The sequence below is a fragment of the Flexivirga alba genome, from assembly GCF_042661025.1.
GTDB classification, from domain to species: domain Bacteria; phylum Actinomycetota; class Actinomycetes; order Actinomycetales; family Dermatophilaceae; genus Flexivirga; species Flexivirga alba.
Genome location: NZ_JBHSWH010000001.1, coordinates 403,152 through 423,545 on the forward strand (window position 1 = coordinate 403,152; position 20,394 = coordinate 423,545).

23 protein-coding genes and 1 pseudogene are annotated in these 20,394 nt (G+C 67.6%); 9 read left to right on the forward strand and 15 right to left on the reverse strand.

Annotated features, from left to right (window positions below):
- Positions 1-116 precede the first annotated feature (116 nt).
- Positions 117-479 carry a DUF3024 domain-containing protein gene (locus ACFQDH_RS01940; protein WP_382397959.1) on the reverse strand — a complete coding sequence of 121 codons (363 nt, stop codon included), beginning with the start codon at positions 477-479 and terminating at the stop codon, positions 117-119.
- A gap of 5 nt (positions 480-484) precedes the next feature.
- Positions 485-1,423 carry a 1,4-dihydroxy-2-naphthoyl-CoA synthase gene (locus ACFQDH_RS01945; protein WP_382397961.1) on the reverse strand — a complete coding sequence of 313 codons (939 nt, stop codon included), beginning with the start codon at positions 1,421-1,423 and terminating at the stop codon, positions 485-487.
- 31 nt (positions 1,424-1,454) lie between these two features.
- On the opposite strand from ACFQDH_RS01945, the gene ACFQDH_RS01950 reads away from it, so the two are divergent.
- A complete protein-coding gene (locus ACFQDH_RS01950; RefSeq protein WP_382397963.1) occupies positions 1,455-2,450 on the forward strand; it encodes an o-succinylbenzoate synthase in 996 nt (331 codons plus the stop codon).
- A 54-nt stretch (positions 2,451-2,504) separates the two neighbouring features.
- Here ACFQDH_RS01950 and ACFQDH_RS01955 read toward each other — a convergent pair whose 3' ends face one another.
- Positions 2,505-3,155, reverse strand: coding sequence for a TetR/AcrR family transcriptional regulator (locus tag ACFQDH_RS01955; protein ID WP_382397965.1), 651 nt, complete (start codon positions 3,153-3,155; stop codon positions 2,505-2,507).
- Between the two features lie 57 nt (positions 3,156-3,212).
- On the opposite strand from ACFQDH_RS01955, the gene ACFQDH_RS01960 reads away from it, so the two are divergent.
- The 3 genes from ACFQDH_RS01960 to ACFQDH_RS01970 all read left to right on the forward strand — a co-directional run bounded on the left by ACFQDH_RS01960 (position 3,213) and on the right by ACFQDH_RS01970 (position 4,992).
- A complete protein-coding gene (locus tag ACFQDH_RS01960; RefSeq protein ID WP_382397967.1) occupies positions 3,213-3,704 on the forward strand; it encodes a cupin domain-containing protein in 492 nt (163 codons plus the stop codon).
- Positions 3,705-3,790: 86 nt separating this feature from the next.
- Positions 3,791-4,288, forward strand: a complete 498-nt coding sequence (locus tag ACFQDH_RS01965; protein WP_382397969.1) for a MarR family winged helix-turn-helix transcriptional regulator — start codon at positions 3,791-3,793, stop codon at positions 4,286-4,288.
- Positions 4,285-4,992: an MFS transporter gene (locus ACFQDH_RS01970; RefSeq protein WP_382397971.1), complete on the forward strand. Its 708-nt coding sequence runs from the start codon at positions 4,285-4,287 to the stop codon at positions 4,990-4,992. Before ACFQDH_RS01965 ends, ACFQDH_RS01970 begins: the two co-directional genes overlap by 4 nt.
- On the opposite strand, the gene ACFQDH_RS01975 is transcribed toward ACFQDH_RS01970, so the two are convergent.
- Positions 4,982-6,073: an IS630 family transposase gene (locus tag ACFQDH_RS01975; protein ID WP_382397973.1), complete on the reverse strand. Its 1,092-nt coding sequence runs from the start codon at positions 6,071-6,073 to the stop codon at positions 4,982-4,984. The genes ACFQDH_RS01970 and ACFQDH_RS01975 overlap by 11 nt on opposite strands.
- Before the next feature lie 32 nt (positions 6,074-6,105).
- On the opposite strand from ACFQDH_RS01975, the gene ACFQDH_RS01980 reads away from it, so the two are divergent.
- Positions 6,106-6,678: an MFS transporter gene (locus ACFQDH_RS01980; protein ID WP_382397975.1), complete on the forward strand. Its 573-nt coding sequence runs from the start codon at positions 6,106-6,108 to the stop codon at positions 6,676-6,678.
- Between the two features lie 51 nt (positions 6,679-6,729).
- Here ACFQDH_RS01980 and ACFQDH_RS01985 read toward each other — a convergent pair whose 3' ends face one another.
- Together ACFQDH_RS01985 and ACFQDH_RS01990 are read right to left on the reverse strand one after the other, a co-directional pair.
- Entirely contained in the window at positions 6,730-7,509 is a 780-nt protein-coding gene (locus ACFQDH_RS01985) for an inositol monophosphatase family protein (protein ID WP_382397977.1), read from the reverse strand.
- A 201-nt stretch (positions 7,510-7,710) separates the two neighbouring features.
- Positions 7,711-8,454: an SDR family NAD(P)-dependent oxidoreductase gene (locus ACFQDH_RS01990; RefSeq protein WP_382397979.1), complete on the reverse strand. Its 744-nt coding sequence runs from the start codon at positions 8,452-8,454 to the stop codon at positions 7,711-7,713.
- A gap of 90 nt (positions 8,455-8,544) precedes the next feature.
- Between ACFQDH_RS01990 and ACFQDH_RS01995 the strand changes: the two genes are divergently transcribed.
- From ACFQDH_RS01995 to ACFQDH_RS02005, 3 genes are all read left to right on the forward strand, one after another.
- Entirely contained in the window at positions 8,545-9,123 is a 579-nt protein-coding gene (locus ACFQDH_RS01995; protein WP_382397981.1) for an AMP-binding protein, read from the forward strand.
- Positions 9,124-9,395: 272 nt separating this feature from the next.
- Positions 9,396-9,689, forward strand: coding sequence for an AMP-binding enzyme (locus ACFQDH_RS02000; RefSeq protein ID WP_382404794.1), 294 nt, complete (start codon positions 9,396-9,398; stop codon positions 9,687-9,689).
- A gap of 54 nt (positions 9,690-9,743) precedes the next feature.
- Positions 9,744-10,619, forward strand: coding sequence for a 1,4-dihydroxy-2-naphthoate polyprenyltransferase (locus ACFQDH_RS02005; RefSeq protein WP_382397983.1), 876 nt, complete (start codon positions 9,744-9,746; stop codon positions 10,617-10,619).
- Between the two features lie 141 nt (positions 10,620-10,760).
- On the opposite strand, the gene ACFQDH_RS02010 is transcribed toward ACFQDH_RS02005, so the two are convergent.
- The gene (locus tag ACFQDH_RS02010) at positions 10,761-11,984 is read right to left on the reverse strand and encodes a S1C family serine protease (protein ID WP_382397984.1); all 1,224 of its coding nucleotides are present in this window, start codon (positions 11,982-11,984) and stop codon (positions 10,761-10,763) included.
- Between the two features lie 40 nt (positions 11,985-12,024).
- Complete coding sequence (locus ACFQDH_RS02015) at positions 12,025-12,969, reverse strand: EamA family transporter (RefSeq protein ID WP_382397985.1); 945 nt, start codon at positions 12,967-12,969, stop codon at positions 12,025-12,027.
- A gap of 71 nt (positions 12,970-13,040) precedes the next feature.
- On the opposite strand from ACFQDH_RS02015, the gene ACFQDH_RS02020 reads away from it, so the two are divergent.
- Positions 13,041-13,946, forward strand: coding sequence for a LysR family transcriptional regulator (locus ACFQDH_RS02020; RefSeq protein ID WP_382397986.1), 906 nt, complete (start codon positions 13,041-13,043; stop codon positions 13,944-13,946).
- Between the two features lie 21 nt (positions 13,947-13,967).
- Here ACFQDH_RS02020 and ACFQDH_RS02025 read toward each other — a convergent pair whose 3' ends face one another.
- From ACFQDH_RS02025 to hemL, 7 genes and pseudogenes are all read right to left on the reverse strand, one after another.
- Positions 13,968-14,213 carry a DUF4229 domain-containing protein gene (locus ACFQDH_RS02025; protein WP_382397987.1) on the reverse strand — a complete coding sequence of 82 codons (246 nt, stop codon included), beginning with the start codon at positions 14,211-14,213 and terminating at the stop codon, positions 13,968-13,970.
- A complete protein-coding gene (gene ccsB / locus ACFQDH_RS02030) occupies positions 14,213-15,238 on the reverse strand; it encodes a c-type cytochrome biogenesis protein CcsB (RefSeq protein WP_382397988.1) in 1,026 nt (341 codons plus the stop codon). Before ccsB ends, ACFQDH_RS02025 begins: the two co-directional genes overlap by 1 nt.
- Positions 15,235-16,941: a cytochrome c biogenesis protein ResB gene (gene resB / locus ACFQDH_RS02035; protein WP_382397989.1), complete on the reverse strand. Its 1,707-nt coding sequence runs from the start codon at positions 16,939-16,941 to the stop codon at positions 15,235-15,237. Before resB ends, ccsB begins: the two co-directional genes overlap by 4 nt.
- Complete coding sequence (locus tag ACFQDH_RS02040) at positions 16,942-17,685, reverse strand: cytochrome c biogenesis CcdA family protein (RefSeq protein ID WP_382397991.1); 744 nt, start codon at positions 17,683-17,685, stop codon at positions 16,942-16,944.
- A gap of 21 nt (positions 17,686-17,706) precedes the next feature.
- Positions 17,707-18,291 (reverse strand): redoxin domain-containing protein, encoded by a 585-nt coding sequence (locus tag ACFQDH_RS02045; protein ID WP_382397993.1) that lies wholly within the window; start codon positions 18,289-18,291, stop codon positions 17,707-17,709.
- Positions 18,288-18,939, reverse strand: a pseudogene (locus tag ACFQDH_RS02050) (histidine phosphatase family protein). The gene ACFQDH_RS02045 and the pseudogene ACFQDH_RS02050 overlap by 4 nt, the downstream one beginning before the upstream one ends.
- Positions 18,940-19,008: 69 nt before the next feature.
- Positions 19,009-20,337, reverse strand: a complete 1,329-nt coding sequence (gene hemL / locus ACFQDH_RS02055) for a glutamate-1-semialdehyde 2,1-aminomutase (protein ID WP_382404795.1) — start codon at positions 20,335-20,337, stop codon at positions 19,009-19,011.
- Between the last annotated feature and the right edge of the window lie 57 nt (positions 20,338-20,394).

A 20,394-nucleotide genomic window follows, 5' to 3' on the forward strand; every position in this document is an offset into this window, starting at 1 on the left:
GCATCTTTCCGTCGGTAGTCACCGACCAAGAACTATCGTCCCAGCCTTGGAAGTAGCAGGGAAACGGCTCCGAACCCGGTCCGCGTGACCTGGAGGCGGGCGAGTTCGCTGACATCTCAGAAGCGGTCGGGCTCAAAGATGCGCCCCGAGTTGAAGTCGACTTCATCGAGCGTCAGCGCCATCGACCCGGAGTAGTACCCGCCATTGCGCCGGTAGCGATGCCATCGGCCGGTGCGCCAGGCGTAGGAGTAGAGCCCCCACTCACGCTCTTCCTCGAAATAGCGCAACTGGAAAAACTTCCGGTGCATCCACCCGCCGTCAGCGCTCCAGTTCGGCCGCGACTCGCACAGTGTCACGTGGGTGCCGCGGATGTGGCACTCGATCCGCACCTCGTGTCGGGTACGCGATGGCACCTTCGACTCACACCACCGCTGCACCCGCGCGAAGTCGGTCTCCGGGATCTTGCGCCGCCATGCCATACGGCTCAGAAATACCAGGGGAACGGCGACCAGTCGGGGTCGCGTTTCTCCAGGAACGAGTCGCGGCCCTCGACGGCCTCGTCGGTCATGTAGGCCAGCCGGGTCGCCTCGCCGGCGAATACCTGCTGGCCCATCAGGCCGTCGTCGGTCAGGTTGAACGCGAATTTCAGCATCCGCTGCGCCGTCGGGCTCTTGCCGTTGATCTCCGCCGCGACCTGCAACGCTTCCTTCTCCAGGTCGGCATGGTCGGCGACGATGTTGACGGCGCCCATGCGCTGCATCGCCTCGGCGTCGTACGACCGGCCGAGGAAGAAGATCTCGCGGGCGTTCTTCTGCCCCACCATCTTCGCGAGGTATGCCGAGCCGTACCCGGCGTCGAACGACCCGACGTCGGCATCGGTCTGCTTGAAGCGCGCGTGCTCGCGGCTTGCGATCGTCAGGTCGCACACGACGTGCAGTGAGTGTCCGCCACCGGCGGCCCAGCCATTCACTACTGCGACAACGACTTTCGGCATAGTGCGGATCAGTCGCTGCACTTCCAGGATGTGCAGCCGGCCGCCCTGCGCCTTGACCCGCGCGGCGTCGACGGTGTCGGCGGTCTCGCCCTCGGCATACTGATATCCCGAGCGCCCGCGGATGCGCTGGTCACCGCCGGAGCAGAACGCCCAGCCGCCGTCCTTGGCGCTCGGACCGTTGCCGGTCAGCAGCACACAACCGACGTCCGGCGTCATGCGGGCATGGTCAAGCGCTCGATAGAGCTCGTCAACCGTGTGCGGCCGGAACGCGTTTCGCACCTCGGGCCGGTCGAACGCGATGCGCACAGTGCCCTGCTCCGGTCCGGGCCGCACGCACCGGTGGTAGGTGATGTCGGTGAAGTCGAATCCTTCGACCGTCTCCCACGCACTGTCGTCGAAGATTTCACTGATCTGACGCTGCTCACTCACCCGGCCAAGGGTATGACTACCGTCGTATGTCGTGACCGCCACACCATCCCTGGACACCCTGCTCGACGCCATGCATGTCGTCAGCATCCCGATGCAGGTCCGCTTCCGCGGGGTGCTGCACCGCGAGATCGCTTTGTTCGCAGGGCCATCCGGGTGGGGCGAGTTCTCACCGTTTCTCGAGTATGGCGCCCCCGAGGCCGCCCGCTGGCTCGGCGCCGCGATCGATGCGGCGTGGGGATCCTGGCCGGAACCGGTGCGATCCTCCGTGCCGGTCAACGCGACCGTGCCCGCAGTCGACGCATCGGAGGTCGCTTCCGTGCTCGCCCGGTATGACGGCTGCCGCACCGCCAAGGTCAAGGTCGCCGAGCGCGGACAGGCTTTGGCCGACGACGTGTCCCGCGTGGCGGCCGTGCGGGACACGATGGGCGCCGATGCCTTCGTGCGGGTCGACGCCAACGGCGGCTGGTCGGTGGACGACGCCGCCGGTGCGATCGCGGCGCTGGCGCCATACGGGCTGGAGTATGTCGAGCAACCCTGCGCGACCGTCGAGGAGCTCGTCGCGCTGCGGAAACTGTTGGCCCGCAACGGTATCGACGTTCTCATCGCAGCGGACGAGTCGATCCGCAAGGCGGAGGACCCGCTGCGGGTCGCCCGACTCGGCGCTGCCGACGTCGCGGTCATCAAGGTCGCCCCGCTCGGCGGCGTGAGGAGTGCGCTGCGCATCGCGACCGACGCCCGCCTGCCCACGGTGGTGTCGAGCGCGATCGACTCCTCGGTCGGCATCGCTGCCGGCGTTGCACTGGCCGCCGCCCTGCCGGAGCTACCGTTCGCCTGCGGACTCGGCACCCTGGAGCTCATGGCCGGTGATGTGGTGACGGATTCGCTTGTGCCGCAAGGCGGCTCACTCGTCGTACGCCGACCAACTCCGGACGACGCGTTGCTCGCCGAGCACCGAGCGCCCGCCGATCGGCAGCAGTGGTGGCGCGAGCGAGTTACTGCGTGTCACGGACATCTCCCTCAACCCTGACGGTCGGATTCACGAGTGACGCCGCAATTCGACCGTCGATCGTGAATCCAACCGTCAGAGTTCGCTACGCGACAGCAGCACCCGACACCACAGGTCGCACAAGGCATCGGCATACTCCCCGGCCGTCCACCCGCGTGAGCGCACCAGATCGTGCCACTGGGAGGAGTTGGTCGACCAGATCAGGTCGGCCACCCGGTCATCGTCAAGCTCGGGGCGAACCTGCCCGGTCGTGCGTAGGTCGGCAGCGAGCAGCCGCATGTTCGCCGCACGACGGTCATCGATCTGCCGGTCCAGCGCGGCGCACTCCGGGTCGGCCGACGCCGCTTCACGAAGAGCCGCGAAAAGTGGGGCGAGCCGCGGCATGAGGGTGCCGAGCGCGTCGGCATACGTGCGCAGCTTCTCCTCTGCGGTGGTCGCCGTGCGGATCGCGATCACGTAGTCGCGCTGCTCGGCGGGCAAGACCTGGTCCGACGATCCGAGGATCTGGTCGATGACCGCCAGCAGGAGTTGCGGCTTGCGTCCGACCGAGCGGTAGACGGTGTCCAGATTGACGCCGGCACGCGTGGCGACCTCCCCGACTCCGACGGCGGCATACCCGCGCTCCTCGAAGAGCTCGCGCGCCGCGACCAGCACAGCCCGACGCGTCTCGACTGCTTGGGCTTCGCGTTGCGGTGAGGAGTATCGCCTCTTGACGGGTTCCTTCATGCTGCCTACTGTAGCAATTGAGCCGAAGTCAATTCGGCCGAATTGAGAGGTCGCGTCATGAACGATCAAGTGGTGCTTCGAGAGCCGGGCGAGGGACCGGCGACCTGGGCGATGGGCGGACTCTTCGAGCACCTCGTCGGCGCCGGCGACACCCAGGGGCGACTCGGCATCTCGGTGGTGACCCAACCGCCAGGAATCGCAACGCCGCTGCACCGCCATACGAAGGAAGCCGAGGCCTTCTACGTCCTCGACGGCAAGATCACCTACCGCGCCGGCGACACCACCTACGAGCTGCGCCCGGGATCGTTCATCTACTTGCCCGAAGGCCTCCCGCACGCCTTCCGCATCCGGGGCGAGTCGCCCGCGCGCTTCCTCGCGTTCACTACACCCGGCGGGTTGATGAGCCTGTATGACGAAGTCGGCATCCCGGCCGCCGAGCGCCGCCTGCCAGGCGCAGATGGACAGACCCCGGAGGTCGAGCTGCCCAAGTGGGCCGAGGTCGGGCCGCGCTACGGCCTCGAAGTGGTGGGACCCGGCATCCCGGAGTAGGGCGTTGATCTCGATACGCGACGTCGCACCTCGGCCGCTACCCGGTCGGCGTTGGCAATTTATATAAGCCCTGTTACATTTGTCGGATGCCTGATCAGGACCTGCTCGACAGCAGCTACTACCGCCCCCTCTTCCAGCTGATGCACGCGCTGGACCAGGAGATCGAGAAGCTCTACACATCCCGCGGAAAGTCGGTTCGCAGCCGATCCGTCGGACCACTCATCGCACTTTCCCGCTTCGGCCCGATGTCGGTGAAGGACCTCGCGATCGACCGCGAGGTCTCCCACTCCGCGATGAGCCAGACGATCAGCGGGCTCACCCGCGACGGCCTGGTCCGCGTCGATCCCGGTGAGGACGCCCGCACCCGGATCGTCTCGCTGACCCCCGCAGGCGAGGACATCGCTCCGTTGGTGCGCGCCGAGTGGCGCTCGACCGAGTCGGTACTACGCGCCCTGGATGACGAGATCGCAGAGCCGATCATGCGCGCAGTCGAGGCGATCAACGCCGCACTGGCCGAGCGGCCCTTCTATGAGCGCCTGGAAGAAGCGCTGTCGAAACAGCTGCGGAAGGCCGCGGACTCGTGAAGGTCCTCACGGACATCACCCCGCTACGCACCAGCCCGGCCTTCCGGCGACTGTGGATCGGCGGCGCCGTCTCGGCGATCGGTGGTCAGTTCAACAGCTTCGCCGCCATGTATGCCGTCTGGCATCTCACCGGATCCTCTTTCATGGTGGGCCTTTTGGGGCTGGCATCGGGTGTCCCGCTGATCGTGATCGCGCTTGCCGGGTCGATGTTCATCGACTCGGTGGACCGGGCCTCGCTCGCCCGTCGCGCCACCGTCGGTCAGCTGTTCACCAGCCTGGCGATGGCATGGGCGGTCTTCGAGGAGCAGGTCGGCCTGCTCATCGCCCTGACCGCAGTGGCTGCCGCACTCGGCTCGTTGGCCGGTCCGGCGCGGCGAGCCCTCACCCCCTCGGTGGTCGGTCGCGGGGAGTTGGCGGCGGCATACGCGTTGACATCATTGGCCTTTCAGGTGTCGATGCTCGTCGGGCCCGTCCTGGCGGCACTGGTCGCCACCGCGTTCAGCCTGCCCATCTGCTTCCTGATCGATGCCGCAACCTTTGTCGTCGCCCTTGCGGGGTTGCGCGGCCTACGACGACCGCCCGAGGACGCCTCCGCCGACCGCGGCCTGAGCGCTGCGATGGCCGGATTCCGTTTCGCGGCAAGGGCGCCCGTGGTTCGCGGTGCGTTGCTGTGCGACCTAGTGGTCCGTCTCGTCATTGATTAACTACTTCCGTGAGCTTGCGGCGTGCGCGGGTGACCTTGGCCAGGATCGACTCGGCGGTCGCGGTCCATACGAACGGAGTCGGATCCTCGTTGTTGGCCTGCAGGTAGTCCTCGATGGCGGCGATCAGATCGGGCACCGAGTTGAAGCTGCCACGCCGGATCGCCTTGACGTCCAGGTCGCGGAACCAGCGTTCGACTTGGTTCAACCAGGACGACGAGGTCGGGATGAAGTGCAGGTGGAACCGCTTGTGCCGCGTCAGCCAACGCTGAACGTCGGCGTGCTTGTGAGTGCTGTAGTTGTCCAGGATCACGTGAATCGCTTGCCCTGTGGGCACTTCAGCGTCGATGACCTTCAGGAACTTCAGGAACTCCTCGTGCCGGTGCCGGTCGAAGCAGCGCCCGGTCACTTCGCCGGTGAGCACGTTCAACGCCGCGAACAAGGTGGTCGTGCCGTTGCGTTTGTAATCGTGAGTCATCGTCGCACCGCGGCCCTTGATCATCGGCAGCGATGCCTGGGTGCGGTCCAGCGCCTGGATCTGGGATTTCTCATCCAGGCACAGCACTACCGCCTTGGCCGGTGGGTTCAGGTACAACCCGACCACGTCGGTCAGCTTCTCCTCGAACCGCGAGTCGTTGCTGACCTTGAACGTGTCGACCCGGTGCGGCTTGATCCCCAGGTCGTGCCAAATACGTTGCACCGTCGCCGAACTCACGCCCGCATGCTTAGCCATCGTGCGGCACGACCAGTGCGTCTGCCCCGCGGGCTTGGTGTGCAATGTGTCGTGCACGATCGCCTTGACCTGCTCCTCGCTGATGCTCGCCTTGCGACCGCGTCCCTGACGGACCTGCCCCAGCTTGGCCAACCCCTCTTCCTCGAACCGCGCCCGCCATGCCCGCACCGTCACCGGCGTCACCCCGACCTCCGCCGAGATTCGTGTGTTAGCAACACCATCCGCCGCCAGCAGCAACACCCTCGCCCGCTGCACCTGCCGATGCGCAGCAGTCTGAGACCGGGACAACTGTTCCAAAGTGGCCCGCTGACTATCCGACAGCAGCAACGGCGGGGCTGCAGGTGCGCTCATGAAGCAAGAATACAGCGAATGCCACTATTTATTTGCGAGACACACCACTAGGTGCGACCGTGCTCGCCATGCCGTTCGCCCTCTTTCCGGCGCTCAGCCACGACCGTTTCGATGGCGGCGCCCAAACCCTGGCCTGGTTCACCACCGCGGTCGCGGTCGGCGGCGTGACGGCTTCGGCGCTCAGCGGCGTGATCACCCACCGCTCGCGCCCGGGACTGGTGATGGTGACCTGCTCGATGACCTGGGCCGCGACTCTCGTGGTCGCCGGCGCCTCGCACCTGCTCCTTATCACCCTGGGCATGCTGGCGATCGCCGGAGCGGCGGACACGTGGTCGGTCACCAGCCGCACCACCCTCGTGCAATCAGCGACTCCGGATCGCTTCCGTGGCCGACTCAGTGCGCTGGAGCAGGTCGTCGGCATCGGTGGACCCAACCTCGGAAATTTCCGGGCGGGTGCCGTCGGCAGCGTGATCGGCGCCGGTCCGGCGATGTCGCTCGGCGGCCTGACCTCCATCCTCGCCATTGCCGGGATCCTCACGACGGGTCGGGAGATGCGCGACTACACGCTCTCCGCCCACCGGATTTCGGAGCAATCAGCGAGCTGAATTCGGAGGCATAGGAATGCATTCGGTGACTCGGCCACCCCTGTGCAGCCGTCAGAGCTGAGTGCCGTCCAACGCCTTGAGTGCGGTGGCCGAGATCGCCGCACTGCCCGCCGCAACCAGCGGTGACCGAGTCGTCGTGGGGTCGTATGCCGCGCCGTCGTCATACGTCGTGATGCCACCGGCCTCGGCGACCAGCAGCGACCCCGGGGCGTGATCCCAGGGCATGACCGAGCCGTAAAGCACGTAATCACAGGCGTTTTCGGCGAGTTTGGGATAGTCGATCCCGCAGCTTGCCCAGGTCAGCACCAGCGGTGACAGCTCGCCCAGCGCGGTGCCGACCATCGCACGACGCGACGTGCGCCCCCGTGGGTTCTGCTCATCACGCGTCGGCACTTCCAACCGCCGATCGCCACACCAGGCACCGGCGCCACGCTCTGCGACATACGCCAGCTTGTGCTCCGGTTGCCAGATCCAGCTGCGGACGACGTCGCGGCCGCGCAGTTCGGCGACCATCACGGCGTAGTCCTGCGAGCCGTGCACGAAGTTGCGGGTGCCGTCAACCGGGTCGATCGTGAACCAGTGGTCCACGTCACCGGCCGCGTGCAGCGCCGAGTTGTCGGCGGAAACGGCTTCCTCACCGACCATCAGAGCGTCCGGGTATGCCGCGACCAGCCGCTTGGTGATCTCCACCTCGGCCTCCCGATCGGCCACCGTGACCAGATCACCGGGGTTCTTCTCCATCACCTCGCCCTCGGTGAGAGCCCGGAAGCGAGGCTCGATCACCGCGGTGGAAATCTCTTGCAGCATGGCCAGGACCTCGTCAGTCTGCACACTGCCACTATGCCCGGTCGGAGAATGGACCGCCCACGCGGGACCTCGCGACACCCATCTGCCGACCGGGACACCCATTTCGCCGACAGGACACCCGTTTATCGAGAGGACAGGGGAAAACGCCCGATTCGGCCCGATTCGGGCAGGTTTTCCCTGTCCCGTCGGTAATTGCCTGTCCTGTCGGTCAGGTGGGGCCGGGAGCTAGGCGTCTTCGCGGTAGAGCTTGTGCGCGGCGGCCTGGGCGCGGGGACGGACGACGAGTTGGTCGATGTTGACGTGCTCGGGACAAGTGGCGGCGAAGGCGACGCAGTCCGCGACGTCCTCCTGGGTCAGCGGATTACGCACTCCGGCATACACATTGGCGGCCTTCTCGGCGTCTCCGTGGAAACGCACGAGCGAGAACTCGTCGGACGCGACCATCCCGGGGTCGATCTCGCAGACGCGCACCGGCTGGTCCCACAGCTCCAGGCGCAGCGACATCATCAGCGAGTGGACGGCGGCCTTGACGCCGCAGTAGCCCGCACCACCCTCATAGGCGACCATGCCGGCGACCGAGCCGATGGTGATGATCGTGCCGCGCGCCGCGGTCAGCGCCGGCAGGAGCGCCTGGATCGTCGCGGCGACACCGAGGACGTTCGTCTCGTACATCGCACGCCACTCGGAAAGGTCTGCGTCCGCGATGAATTCGGCGCCGATGGCTCCACCGGCATTGGCGACCAGCAGCGCGACCCGGTCACCAGCCGCTGCCGCGAGCGCCGCGACGTCGTCGGCCTTGGTGACGTCGCAGGTCACCGCTCGACCGTCGATCTCGGCCGCGAGCTGCTCGACCCGCTCGGTCCGACGCGCAGCGCACACGACCTCGAAGCCCTCGGCTGCCAGCTTGCGGGCGGTCGCCCGGCCGATCCCGCTGCTCGCACCGGTCACCACCGCGATCGGACGGGTCATCGCACTTCTCCTTGATCGAAAGTCACCGATGCTCGCGGCATCGCTCGACGTTCACGATAGAGCGGCAACCGGGACACTTACGCTGGGTGGGTGCCAGACCTGCAGCCGTTCGCCGTCGAAGCCGACGACCTCACCGACTACCGGACGGCACTTGCCGCAGCTCTCGATGGGAGCGGCCCGGCGATCGCACCGTATGCCGACGGCGTTGCGCCCGTGTTCGATCCGGCCGCTCCGCTGCCCGAGGGTCTCGCCCTGGTCGTCGGCACGTCCGGCTCTACCGGCACCCCGAAGCGCGCCATGCTCACCCGGGACGCGCTGATCGCCAGCGCCGACGCCACCCACGACCGACTCGGCGGGCCGGGCCAGTGGTTGCTGTCGATGCCCGCGCAGCACATCGCGGGGACGCAGGTGCTGATCCGCTCGGTGCGCGCCGGCACCGTGCCGCTCGCACTCCCCACTTCGACATTGCCGAATTCATCGCGGCCGCAGGCGAACTCACCCATGACCGCCACTACACCGCCTTGGTCCCAACGCAACTGCGCCGCCTGCTGGACGCCGGGGCTGAAGCACGCGCAGCCCTCGCGCGCTTCGACGGGATTCTGCTGGGCGGCGCGGCAGCAGATCCTGGCCTGCTCGCCGAAGCGGCCGACGCCGGTGTCACCGTGCTGACCACCTATGGGTCCAGCGAGACTGCCGGCGGCTGCGTCTACAGCGGCGTACCACTCGGCGGCACCAGCGTGGAACTTGCAGACGACGGCCGAATCACGTTGTGCGGCACCACGATCGCCTCCGGCTACCTCGGCGACCCCGACCTGACCGCGGCAACGTTCGGCCACAAAGACGACGGCACCCGCACCTTCCGCACCGATGACCTCGGCGTATGGCGCGGCGGGCGCCTGCACGTCATCGGCCGCATCGACGACCTGATCAACACCGGCGGGATGAAGGTGGCGCCCCGAATCGTCGAATCCGCCGCGACACTGCACCCCGAGGTGCTCGAAGCAGTCGCTCTCGGCCTGCCCGACCACGAGTGGGGTGAGGCGGTAGCTCTCGCCATACGAGCTCGAACTGCGGTGTCGCTGCAGGATATCCGCGAACACCTGCGGGATCACGTGCCGTCATACGCATTGCCCAAACGGTTGTTACTGGTTGACGAGATGCCGTTGCGCGGGCCCGGCAAGCCGGACCGAGTGGCGCTGGCAACGGCCCCGGGATGGCAGACTCTGGGTCACTAGTGCGGCGCGTGCAAAGACGGCCGCCCGCCTCCTCGAAAGTCACAACGCACGCTCATGGCCACGCTCAACGAATGGATCGCCGGATCCCGCCCACGCACCCTCCCCGTCGCGGTCGCACCTGTCGCCGCCGGCACGGGGGCGGCCTACGCGCTCGGAGACGGCAACCCCGGCTACGCGCTGCTCGCGCTGCTGGTGTCGCTGCTGCTGCAGATCGGCGTCAACTTCGCGAACGATTACTCCGACGGGATCCGCGGCACCGACGATGCACGGGTCGGCCCGGTGCGCCTGGTCGGCCAAGGACTGGCGACACCGCCGAGCGTCAAGGCCGCGGCCTTCCTCAGCTTCGGAGCTGCCGGCGTGTGCGGCCTGGCGCTGGTGGCGCTTTCCGGGAAGTTCTGGCTGCTGATCCCCGGCGTGCTGGCGGTCGCCGCCGCGTGGAAATACACCGGCGGCAAGCACCCCTACGGCTACCTGGGACTCGGCGAGGTCTTCGTCTTCGTCTTCTTCGGGCTGGTCGCGACCCTCGGCACGACCTACACCCAGGCCGGCTCGGTCGACCTGAGCGCGGTCGCCGCGGCCGTCGGGATCGGCGCGATCGCCTGCGCGATCCTGGTGGTCAACAACCTGCGCGACATCCCCGGCGACACTGTCTCCGGCAAGCGCACACTCGCCGTGCGGATCGGTGACGCCGCCACTCGCAACCTGTTCACCGCGATGTTCGCGGTCGCGCTGGTCGCTGTCGTCGTGTCCGCCATACAACGGCCGTGGGCGATCATCGCGCTGATCGGACTGGCCCCCTCAGCCCGCTCCGTGCAGACCGTGAGCAAGGGCGCCACCGGCCGCGACCTGATCCCGCCACTTGCCACCACGGGCATCACGATCCTGGCGTATGGCGTGCTCTTCGGCCTCGGGTTGGTCCTCAGCCGCTGACCGCCTCACACAAGATCGCGACACGCAGAACCGCCCACCGTCCTGGCCGACGGTGGGCGGTTTCTTGGTCCGGGGTCAACGGGAAAGGGGAGGAAAACCGTGACCCCGAGTCTGCTGCCGGAGCTGCTCCGGCCGTGGCCGTCAGTTCGCCGGGCTCGTGCCCAACGTGACGGTGGCGGTGTGCGACTGGCCTTGCGCATCGGTCCATGTGACCGAGACCTTGTCGCCGGGGTACTTCTGGTCAAGCACGTCGGTCAGGTTCGTCGGGCTGGTCACCTGCTTGCCGTCGATCGCGGTGATCGTCGAGCCTGCAGTGATACCGGCCCTGGCGGCCGCACCGCCGGACGTGGCGGCGACGACCGAGGCACCGGTCGCGCTGCCGCCATACCCGTTCGACGACTGGGTGCTGATCTCGACACCCAACGCCGCGCGGCTGCCGACGTGCACGGCCGAGGACTTCGCGCCGTTCTCGATCTGGGTGGCGATCTTCATCGCCGCCGACGACGTGATGGCGTAACCGGTGATCGGCGAGGTCGACGAGGCCGCGGTGTCCATGCCAATGACCTGGCCATTGGAGTTGACCAAAGCACCGCCGGAATAGCCGGGAACGATCTGCGCGTTGGTCTCCAGCAGCCCGGTCAGCTTCTCCGCGGACGCGCCGCTGCCGCCGTCCGACGCGGTGATCTGCTGGTTGGTGGCGGTCACGGTGCCGCTGGTCTTGTAGAGCGTGCCCTGTCCACCACCCTGGCCGACCGCGGTGACCTTCTCACCGAGCACCGCGGCGCCAGTGTCCAGCGATGCCGTTTTCAGCCCGCTCGCGCCCTCCAGCTTGATCACGGCGACGTCGTGTGACTCGTCGAAGCCCAGCACCTTCGCGGTGTATGTCGAACCGTTCGAGGCCTTCACCCGGACGGAGGTCGAGCCGTCGACGACGTGATAGTTGGTCAGGGCGATTCCGTCGGAGGTCAGGACGATGCCGGAGCCGGCACCCTCACCGCCCGGCAGGACGGTGTCGACCATGACCACTCCCGGCCACGAGGACACCGGCGTCCCCGAGGTCTGACTGGTCGTCGCCTGCGACCACGGGTTGGTGCCGTTGCCGTCGCTCGAGCCCCCACTTCCGTTGCTACCGCCATTCCCCCCGCTGCTGCCGTTCCCGCTGCTGCCGCCGTTCCCGTTACTGCCGTTGCCCGACGAACCGGTGGATGGACTGCTCGGGCTGGGGCTGCTGGGGATCGTCACCGACGGCGCGGCACCGGACACGGTGACGCGATTGGACATGTTCTCGCCCGCGACGAATGCGCCGGCGGGGACGAGGGTGGCGACGGCGAGCGCCGCGGTGGCGGCAACGAGACGGCGTTTCATAGCGGGCTCCTGAAGTTCGACTGACCTCATGTTCGCGCCGTCACCGATGCAGGACCGCGGAGGCAGTTGTGTGCTTCCTGTGAGCAGTCTCCTCTCCCGGGCCGACCGCCGAGGCAGATTTCACCGGCCGGCCCGGCGTCCTCGAGGTGAGCAGCACGCCGGAAACCACCACCGCACAGCCGAGTAGCTCGATGTTGCCGGGACGCTCGCCGAGCGCGATCCAGGCGGCGCTCAGCCCGACCACCGGCACGAGCATTGAGTATGGCGCGACGGTGCTCGCCGGGTGCCGAGCGATCAGCCAGGTCCAGATCCCACTGCCCGCGACGCTGCCCAGCACACAGGTATAGAGCAGGCCGGTCCAGGCCGCCCACGCACTGCCGGAAGTGGCGACCGAGTCGACGATCTGCCGCGGGCCTTCCACCAGCAGCGACAGGCCGAGCATCGGCACCGGCGGCACCACCGTCATCCACAAGGTGAGATGCAACGGCTTCGGCGGGCGGGCCAGCTTGCTCGACAAGTTGCCGACCGCCCAGCCGAGCCCACCGCACAGCGTCAGCACGAACGGCCACCAGGCGGCACCTCCGACCCGCTGCGACCCGACGATCACCAGACCGGTGACAGCAACGACCACGCCCAGGGCACGCGTCGGGGTGAGGCGCTCCCCCACCAGCACGCCGAGCAGCACGGTGAACGGTGCCGAACTCTGCAGCACCAGCGAGGCCAGTCCGGTCGGCATACCCGCGTCCATCGCGCTGTAGAGGAACGCGAACTGCAGCACGCCGAACCCGAGGCCGTAACCGAGCAGCCACCGCAACGGCACCTGCGGCCGCGGGACGAGCAGGACGGTCGGCACCGCGATGAGCGTCCAACGCAGGGCAACCAGGAAGTATGGCGGGAACTGCTCGAGAGACGCGTGGATCGCCAAGAAGTTCAGGCCCCACAGCACTGCGACGAGCCCGGCGAGCAGGCGGTGACGAATCGGCATGGGGAGATGCTGCGTCAATTCATTCAACAGGTCCAGCAACATTTTCTATTGCGATTCTTTAGGCTTCCTTCATGGAGCTGCGACATCTGACCCTGCTGCGCGAGTTGCGGGATCGTGGCAGCGTCGCGGCGGTCGCGGCCACCACCTGGCGCACACCGTCGGCGGTCTCCCAGCAGTTGCGCACCGCCGAGCGCGATCTCGGCGTTCGTCTCGTCGAGGCCGACGGGCGCGGCCTACGGCTCACCGACGAAGGCCGGTTACTGGCCGACGCAGCGCTCGACGTCGAGACTGCGCTCGCGCGTGCGCAGTCCCGGCTGGACGAATTCCGTGGCGAGGTCGCCGGGGAGGTGCGGATCGCCGCGCTCCCGAGCGCGATCGAATTCCTCGCGCCGCGGCTGCTCACGGCGCTGCGCGAGGTGCCTGTCGACATACGCCTGGCGGATGTCGATGTGGCCGAGGAGGATTTCGCCGGCCTCGCCGACGATCACGATGTGGTCATCGGTCACACCGTGCGCGCGACGGCACCGCGCCGGCGCGGGCTGGTGATCCGCGAAGTAGTCCGGGAGCCGCTCGACATCGCCATACCCGTCGACCACCGCTGGTCCCGGCGACGCAGCCTGCGGCCGGACGAAGTGATCGGGGAGCCGTGGGTGGCGACTCCGCCCGGCTATCCGTTCCGGACGTTACTGGACCGGGTCGAGCGGGTGACCGGCCGATCGGCCGAGGTCGTCCAGGAGGTCCGCGACAATCGGCTGGCCGAGGCCCTGGTCGCCGCCGGCGTCGGCATCGCGTTGCTACCGCGCTTCACCACCCGCCCGAACCCGGCGGTCCGACTGCTGCGGCTGCGCGACGTCGACAGTGCCCGCCGGGTGCTGGTGATGGCTCGCCGCGACCGCGCCGAGCGAGCGGCCGTGCGGCACGTCATACAGCAGCTCATCGCGATCGGTGCCGGCATCTCGGCCGAGGCGAGCGATTAATCGGCTAACGGACGAGCGCGGTCACTCGTCGTCGGTGTCGTCGTCCTCGGCGCTGCGGTATGCCGCGGCGCGTTCCTGACGCTCGGAGACCTTGTGCTGGATCTGCTCGGCGAACTGCTCCCGCGGCCCGCGCAACGCGAAGAACGACACGACGAGCGAGACCAGGGCGGCGGGGATCAACAGGCCCCAACCGCGCAGTCCGACGGCGAACAGGATGAGCAGGGCGACCACGAAGACGAGCAGTCGCAGAACTGTGTAGCGGATCATCACATACCTGAATACGAGTGCATACCGACGATGAAGATATTCACGACGCAGAAGTTGAACAGCACGCAGCCGAAGCCGGCGAGCGCGATGTAGGCGGCCTTCTTACCGCTCCAACCGGCGGTGGCGCGCGCGTGCAGGTAGGCCGCGTAGACGACCCAGATGACGAGCGACCAGACCTCCTTGGGGTCCCAGCCCCAGTAGTGGCCCCACGCCTTCTGCGCCCAGATGGCGCCCGCGATGACCGTGAAGGTCCACAGCGGGAAGGCGATGATCAGCAGCCCGTATGTCGTGCGGTCCATCACCTCGGAGCCCGGCACGGCGTCCATGAACGTGAACTTCGTGTCGTGGATGTCCTCGCGCCACTTCTGGACGAAATACAGGATCGTCGTGGAGAACGCGATCGTGAAGAACGCGACCGACAGGATCGCCACGGTCACGTGGATGCTGAGCCAGTAGTTCTTCAGCGACGGCAGCAGTTGGCTGGCCGCCGTGTAGAAGACGAGCGCGGCCAGCATCTCGGTCAGCAGCGTCGGGCCGACCACGAAGATGCCGAGCGAACGCACGTCGCTCTTCAGGCTCCAGACCAGGAACGCGCCCATCACGAAGAAGGCGCCGACGATGGCGAATTCGTACATGTTGCCCAGCGGCGGGCGCCCCACCGACGCCGACCGCAGCACGACACAGGCCGCCAGCAGCAGCATGCCCAGCCAAGAGAGCGACATACCGATGCCGGCCCACTGCCGTTTCTCGGGTATGGCGGGGGTCTTCTCCGAGGTCCGCTCGAGCACCGTGGTGCCGCCGCTGCCTGCCGCGGCCTCGGCTGTCGCACCGGCCGACGTCTCAGCGGCTTCCGCGGCGCGCGCCATCCGGCCGGGGTGCCCGGCGAGGTCGAGCGCGAACGACATCATCGCGAGCGCGAGCACGACCGCCGAGGCGTAGAGGAAGTTGTTGGACAGGTTGGACAGCCCGACGTCGGTGGCGTGGCCGCCCCAGTCGAAGGAGATGGAGGGCGTGAGCGTGATCATCGAGCCGTACCTGCCTGAGATGTGAGGGTGTTTCCGAGTCGTGTTTCGACACCGTCGAGGAGAGCGTCGAGCGCGACCTGCAGGCGCGGATCCTCGCCCTTGGCGAGTGCACCAGCGGTGATCAGACTACGCCGGTCGCCCTGCGGGGCTGCCGACGCGTCACGTGTCGCGTCAGTGTTGTCATCGTCGTCCGGCCCGCCGTTCGCGGTGCGGATCTTGAAGAAGATACGCCGCCTGCGCAGCGTCATCGACATGATCAGCCCGAGCAGGCCGATCAACGCCGACGTGAGTGCGGTGCCCTTGCCGGGGTCGTAGCGGGCCGACAGGCCGGCCCAGCGCGGGATGCTCTTGTCCATCGAGATGGTCGTGCCGTCCGGAAGCTTCAGGGTCTGGCCCGGTCTCACGACCCCACGCCATGGGGTCTTCCCCTCCATGACCTGGGTCATCTTCTGGGTGTTGAGGGTGTAGACCGACTGCGGCGAGTCGTCCGGGAAGAGCTGGCCCTGGTAGGCGCCGAGCACCAGCTCAGGGTTGTCGAGCCCGGCATACGTGGAGATCGGGCCCATCTTGTTGTCGAACGTCGCGGTCGGCAGGAAGAACCCGAAGAAGCCGAGCTCCTTGGGTGAGGCGGCCGGCACCTTGACCGCGCCGACCGAGCGGTAGGCGTTGTCCTGCGGCAGGAACGGTGTGGCCTGGTGGTAGAGCACCTTGCCCTTGGGGTCCTTGACGGTGATCACCGGCGCGTAGCCGTTGCCGAGCAGGTAGACCGACGTGCCGTCCAGCTTGACCGCGTCGTTGACTGCGAGGGTGCGGTTGGTGGACTTGCCGTTCGGGTCGGGCTGGGTCGTCACCGAGGCGACGAAGTCACGCGGCTGGCCGAACTGCGGCGAGTTCTTCGGAACGTTCTTCTCGAAGGTCACGTCGAGCTTGTCGACCTTCATCGTCCACGGCTTGATGTCGTTGGTATTGACCCACGGCCCGAGATCGAGGGTGTTGTAGCTGCCGACCGCGCTCACGAAGGAGTCGTTGCCCTCGGGGACGATCACGTCACCGCGCCAGCCCATCAGATGGTCGGCGGCGACGGCGAGCACCAGGATGAGCAGGCAGAGGTGGAAGAGCAGGTTGCCGGTCTCCCGCAGCCGGCCACCCTCGGCGGTCACCGCCTGCTCGCCGTCGACCTCGTCGTCGACGCGCACGCGATATCCCTTGCGGCGTAACGTTTCTCGTGCGGCTTCGACCAGGTCGGCGGTGCTGGCGTCGACAGTGCGTTCTGCGGTCGCGGGCAGTCGCGACAGTCGCTTGGGCACCCGCGGCAGCGGCGAACGCAGCGCCTTGGCGTGCACCAGGCAGCGCGGCAGCACACACCCGACCAGCGAGATCAGCAGCAGGATGTAGACGGCTGCGAACCACGGCGCGCCGTAAACGTCGAACATGCTGAGCTTGTCGAGCCAGGGTCCGGTGGTCGTGTGGTCCTGCAGGTAGGTCGCGACCCGGCCGGCGTCGATGTTGCGTTGCGGGAAGATCGAGCCCGGCACCGCAGCCACCGCGAGCAGCAGCAGCAGGAAGAGCGCGGTGCGCATCGAGGTCAGTTGGCGCCAGAGCCAGCGCAGTGTGCCGAGGACGCCCAGCTTGGGTGCCTTGACCAACGGCTTGCGGCCGGGCTTCGCCTTGCCGGTGTCCGTAGTCGTCTTGGTACTCGTCAATCAGATCACCGGAACAAACGTGTCGGAGCCGGTCAGCCGGATCTGGATCCAGGAGATCAGGTGCAACCACTGCCCCGACACCATGATCAGACCGACGACCAGCATGAGGATTCCACCGACCAGTTGGATCGGACGGTGGTGGTCGCGCAGCCAGCGCGACCAGGTCTCAGCGCGTGACCAGCCGGCCGCGATGAGGAGGAACGGTATGCCGAGCCCGAGACAGTAGAACGCCGCGAGGAGCACTCCGCGGGACGCCCCCGAGTCGCCGATCGGGTTGGCCAGGTTGAGGATTGCGCCATACACGGGGCCGACGCAGGGGCTCGCGCTGAGGCCGAAGACGGCACCCAGCAGTGGCGCACCGACGAGCCCGGCGGACGGCTTCCACCGCACCGGTATGCCGCGCTGGCCGATGAAGCCGAGGTAGACCAACGCCAGGAGTATGACGATGACGCCGCTCACCCGGATCATCACGTCCTGGTGCAAATAGCGCAGGTTCACCACCCAGCTGTATGCCGCGGCGACGCTGACCAGCACCACCGAGAACCCGAGCACGAAGAGCAGTGCTCCGGTCACCAGCCGCGTCTTGCGTTGCTCGTCGGTCAGGCCGGTGACATAACCGAGAAAGCCTGGCACCAAAGGCAATACGCAAGGCGATGCAAAGGAGACCACGCCCGCGACGAGCGCCAGGACTACAGCGATCGGCAGGCTGCCCGTGGCAACGGTCTGTGCGGCGTCGGAGATCATCTGAGGTCGATCAACCCTTGCTCATGACGTCGTTGACCAGGCCGACGAGGGTGGCGGTCGTGGTCGGGCCGGAGACACGCGCGGCGATGCGATGCTGCTGGTCGAGCACGAGCGTCGAGGGGTTGCCGACGCTTTGCCCTGCAATGCGACGAGTGCCGCGCCACCGTCGTCCTGTAACGACGGGTAGGTCACGCCGGCCGACTTCAGGAACGCCGCGGCGGTTTGCGGGCCTTCCTGCCGGTCGACGCCGACCATCACGACGCCCTTCTTCTGCAGCTGGGTCCACGCCTTCTGCAGGTCCGGGGTCTCGGCCTTGCACGGCGGACACCACGAACCCCATACGTTGACGACGATGACCTTGCCCGCGTGATCCTTGGTCGACCACGGCTTGCCGTCCAGCAGCTTGCCGGAGAGCGTCACCGGCTTACCGCGCTTGGCCGGTGCGAGCTGCGCCAGCGTGCCGTCGCCCGCTAGGTAATTCTTGTCCGAGCCCTGGTTGGCCTGGTCGGTGATCGACTTGCCGTCGCTGCTGCACGCGGCTAGGCCGAGGGTCGCCACACAGGCCAGCGCGAGCGCCGAAAACCTCCGGTTCGTAACGGTTTTCATGACTTGCCCATCGCCGAACCGGCAGCTTCCGTCGCCTTGGGCAGCAGGTCACGCGCCGGCTCGGCATACTCAACACGGCTGAAGCGGTCACCGTCGAAGATGACGCTGGTCACCGACGCGAGGGTGCACTGCCGACGCCGTGGGTCGTGCCAGAGGCGGTTGCCCTCGAAGTGTTCGCGGGCGATCCAGACCGGCAGCTGGTGGCTGACGATGACCGCCTCGTGGCCCTCGGCCGCGGCTCGGGCGTCGCGGGTGGCGGCCTCCATGCGCTCGGCGATCTCGGCATACGGCTCACCCCAACTCGGCTTGAGCGGATTGGTCAGCTTGCCCCAGAAGCGAGGATTGAGAAGCTGTTTCGGGTTCTTGCCGACGGTCAGACCCTCGAAGTCGTTGCCCGCCTCGATCGCCCGGTCGTCGAGAGTGACCGGCAGCTTGAGCGCCTCGGCGAGCGGCTCGATCGTCTCCTGGGCGCGCTCCAGTGGCGAGGACGAGGTGGGCGATGTCCCGCTCAGCGAGGTATGACGCAGTGCGCTGCGCCATCTGCCGGCCGAGCTGCGACAGGTGGAAGCCCGGCATCCGGCCATACAGAACCCCATCGGGGTTGTCGACCTCCCCGTGACGGACGAGGTGCACAACGGTTTCAGTCATCGGTGCCGCCCGTGGGACGCCATACGAAAATCACGCTCGGAGTGTCGCATCGGAAGCTGTGTCGTTTTCTCAGACATCGGCAGCCGCGGCAGCCGCCGCCGGGAGTGCCTGCAGCACGTGCTCGACCGCGGCATCGTCGTGCGATGCGCTGACGAACCACGACTCGAACGAACTCGGCGGCAGGTGCACGCCCTGCTCGAGCATCGACTGGAAGAACCGGCTGAACGCCGCGGTGTCCTGTGCCTTGGCGTCCTCGTAATTGCGGACCGCGCCATCGCGGAAGAAGACGGAGAACATCGAGCCGGCCCACTGGATCGTGTGGGGCACGCCGTGCTGGCTGAGGGCCGCGGAGGCGCCGTCGGCGATCGCGTGCGCGACGACGTCGATCCGGTCGTAGACCTCGGGCGTGCAGCCACGCAGGGTAGCGAGCCCGGCGGCTGTTGCCACAGGGTTCCCGGAGAGGGTGCCTGCCTGGTAGACCGGGCCGTCGGGCGCCAGGTTGGCCATCAGCGCGGCGCTGCCGCCGAAGGCCGCCGCCGGGAAGCCGCCGCCCATCACTTTGCCGAAGGTGAACAGGTCCGGAGCGCCACCCTCGGGCTCACCCTCCAGGCCGTACCAACCCGCGGCCGAACAACGGAAGCCGGTCATCACCTCGTCGGAGATCAACAGCGCGCCGTGCTCCTTGGTGATGCGGCGCAGCGCGCTGGTGAAGCCGGGCGCGGGCGGGACGACGCCCATGTTGCCCGGGGACGCCTCGGTGATCACGCAGGCGATCTCGTCACCGTGCTCGGCGAAGGCCGTCTCGACGGCCTGAATGTCGTTGTAGGGCAACACGATTGTCTCGTGAGCGGCTGACGCAGGGACGCCCGCGGAGTCGGGCAGTGCGAAGGTCGCAACGCCGGATCCGGCTGCGGCGAGCAGTGCATCGACGTGCCCGTGGTAGCAACCGGCGAACTTCACGACGGTGCTGCGACCGGTCGCACCGCGCGCCAGACGCAGCGCCGACATGGTGGCCTCGGTGCCGCTGTTGACCAGCCGCACCTGCTCCAGCGGAGCCACGCGCGAGACGATCTCCTCGGCGAGCGCGACTTCGTTCTCGCTGGGCGTGCCGAAGCTGAATCCCTTGGTCGCCGCCTGCTGGACGGCCTCCAGCACGCTGGGGTGCGCGTGCCCGAGGATCATCGGGCCCCAGGAGCAGATCAGGTCGACGTAACGGTTGCCGTCGACGTCGGTCAGCCAGGGACCTTTCGCGGAAGCGATGAAGCGCGGAGTGCCGCCCACGGCCCGGAACGCGCGCACCGGGGAGTTGACGCCTCCGGGGGTGACATCGCGTGCTCGTTGCAGCAGAGCTGCCGAGGCGTCGTCGCGGGTGATGCGGTCCTGCATCCGGTCCTGCATCCGGTCCTGCGCAGAGGGCGTACTCGTCATACCAGCATTGTCTCAGGCGGCGATACG

Excerpts from the sequence above, each read along its gene's own strand:
- ACFQDH_RS01940 (WP_382397959.1), bottom strand. The coding sequence starts at position 479 with ATGGCATGGCGGCGCAAGATCCCGGAGACCGACTTCGCGCGGGTGCAG.
- ACFQDH_RS01955 (WP_382397965.1), bottom strand. The coding sequence starts at position 3,155 with ATGAAGGAACCCGTCAAGAGGCGATACTCCTCACCGCAACGCGAAGCC.
- ACFQDH_RS01960 (WP_382397967.1), top strand. The coding sequence starts at position 3,213 with ATGAACGATCAAGTGGTGCTTCGAGAGCCGGGCGAGGGACCGGCGACC.
- ACFQDH_RS01965 (WP_382397969.1), top strand. The coding sequence starts at position 3,791 with ATGCCTGATCAGGACCTGCTCGACAGCAGCTACTACCGCCCCCTCTTC.
- ACFQDH_RS01975 (WP_382397973.1), bottom strand. The coding sequence starts at position 6,073 with ATGAGCGCACCTGCAGCCCCGCCGTTGCTGCTGTCGGATAGTCAGCGG.
- ACFQDH_RS01990 (WP_382397979.1), bottom strand. The coding sequence starts at position 8,454 with ATGACCCGTCCGATCGCGGTGGTGACCGGTGCGAGCAGCGGGATCGGC.
- ACFQDH_RS02000 (WP_382404794.1), top strand. The coding sequence starts at position 9,396 with ATGAAGGTGGCGCCCCGAATCGTCGAATCCGCCGCGACACTGCACCCC.
- ACFQDH_RS02005 (WP_382397983.1), top strand. The coding sequence starts at position 9,744 with ATGGCCACGCTCAACGAATGGATCGCCGGATCCCGCCCACGCACCCTC.
- ACFQDH_RS02010 (WP_382397984.1), bottom strand. The coding sequence starts at position 11,984 with ATGAAACGCCGTCTCGTTGCCGCCACCGCGGCGCTCGCCGTCGCCACC.
- ACFQDH_RS02015 (WP_382397985.1), bottom strand. The coding sequence starts at position 12,969 with ATGCCGATTCGTCACCGCCTGCTCGCCGGGCTCGTCGCAGTGCTGTGG.
- ACFQDH_RS02020 (WP_382397986.1), top strand. The coding sequence starts at position 13,041 with ATGGAGCTGCGACATCTGACCCTGCTGCGCGAGTTGCGGGATCGTGGC.
- ACFQDH_RS02025 (WP_382397987.1), bottom strand. The coding sequence starts at position 14,213 with ATGATCCGCTACACAGTTCTGCGACTGCTCGTCTTCGTGGTCGCCCTG.
- ccsB (WP_382397988.1), bottom strand. The coding sequence starts at position 15,238 with ATGATCACGCTCACGCCCTCCATCTCCTTCGACTGGGGCGGCCACGCC.
- ACFQDH_RS02040 (WP_382397991.1), bottom strand. The coding sequence starts at position 17,685 with ATGATCTCCGACGCCGCACAGACCGTTGCCACGGGCAGCCTGCCGATC.
- ACFQDH_RS02045 (WP_382397993.1), bottom strand. The coding sequence starts at position 18,291 with ATGAAAACCGTTACGAACCGGAGGTTTTCGGCGCTCGCGCTGGCCTGT.
- hemL (WP_382404795.1), bottom strand. The coding sequence starts at position 20,337 with ATGCAGGACCGGATGCAGGACCGCATCACCCGCGACGACGCCTCGGCA.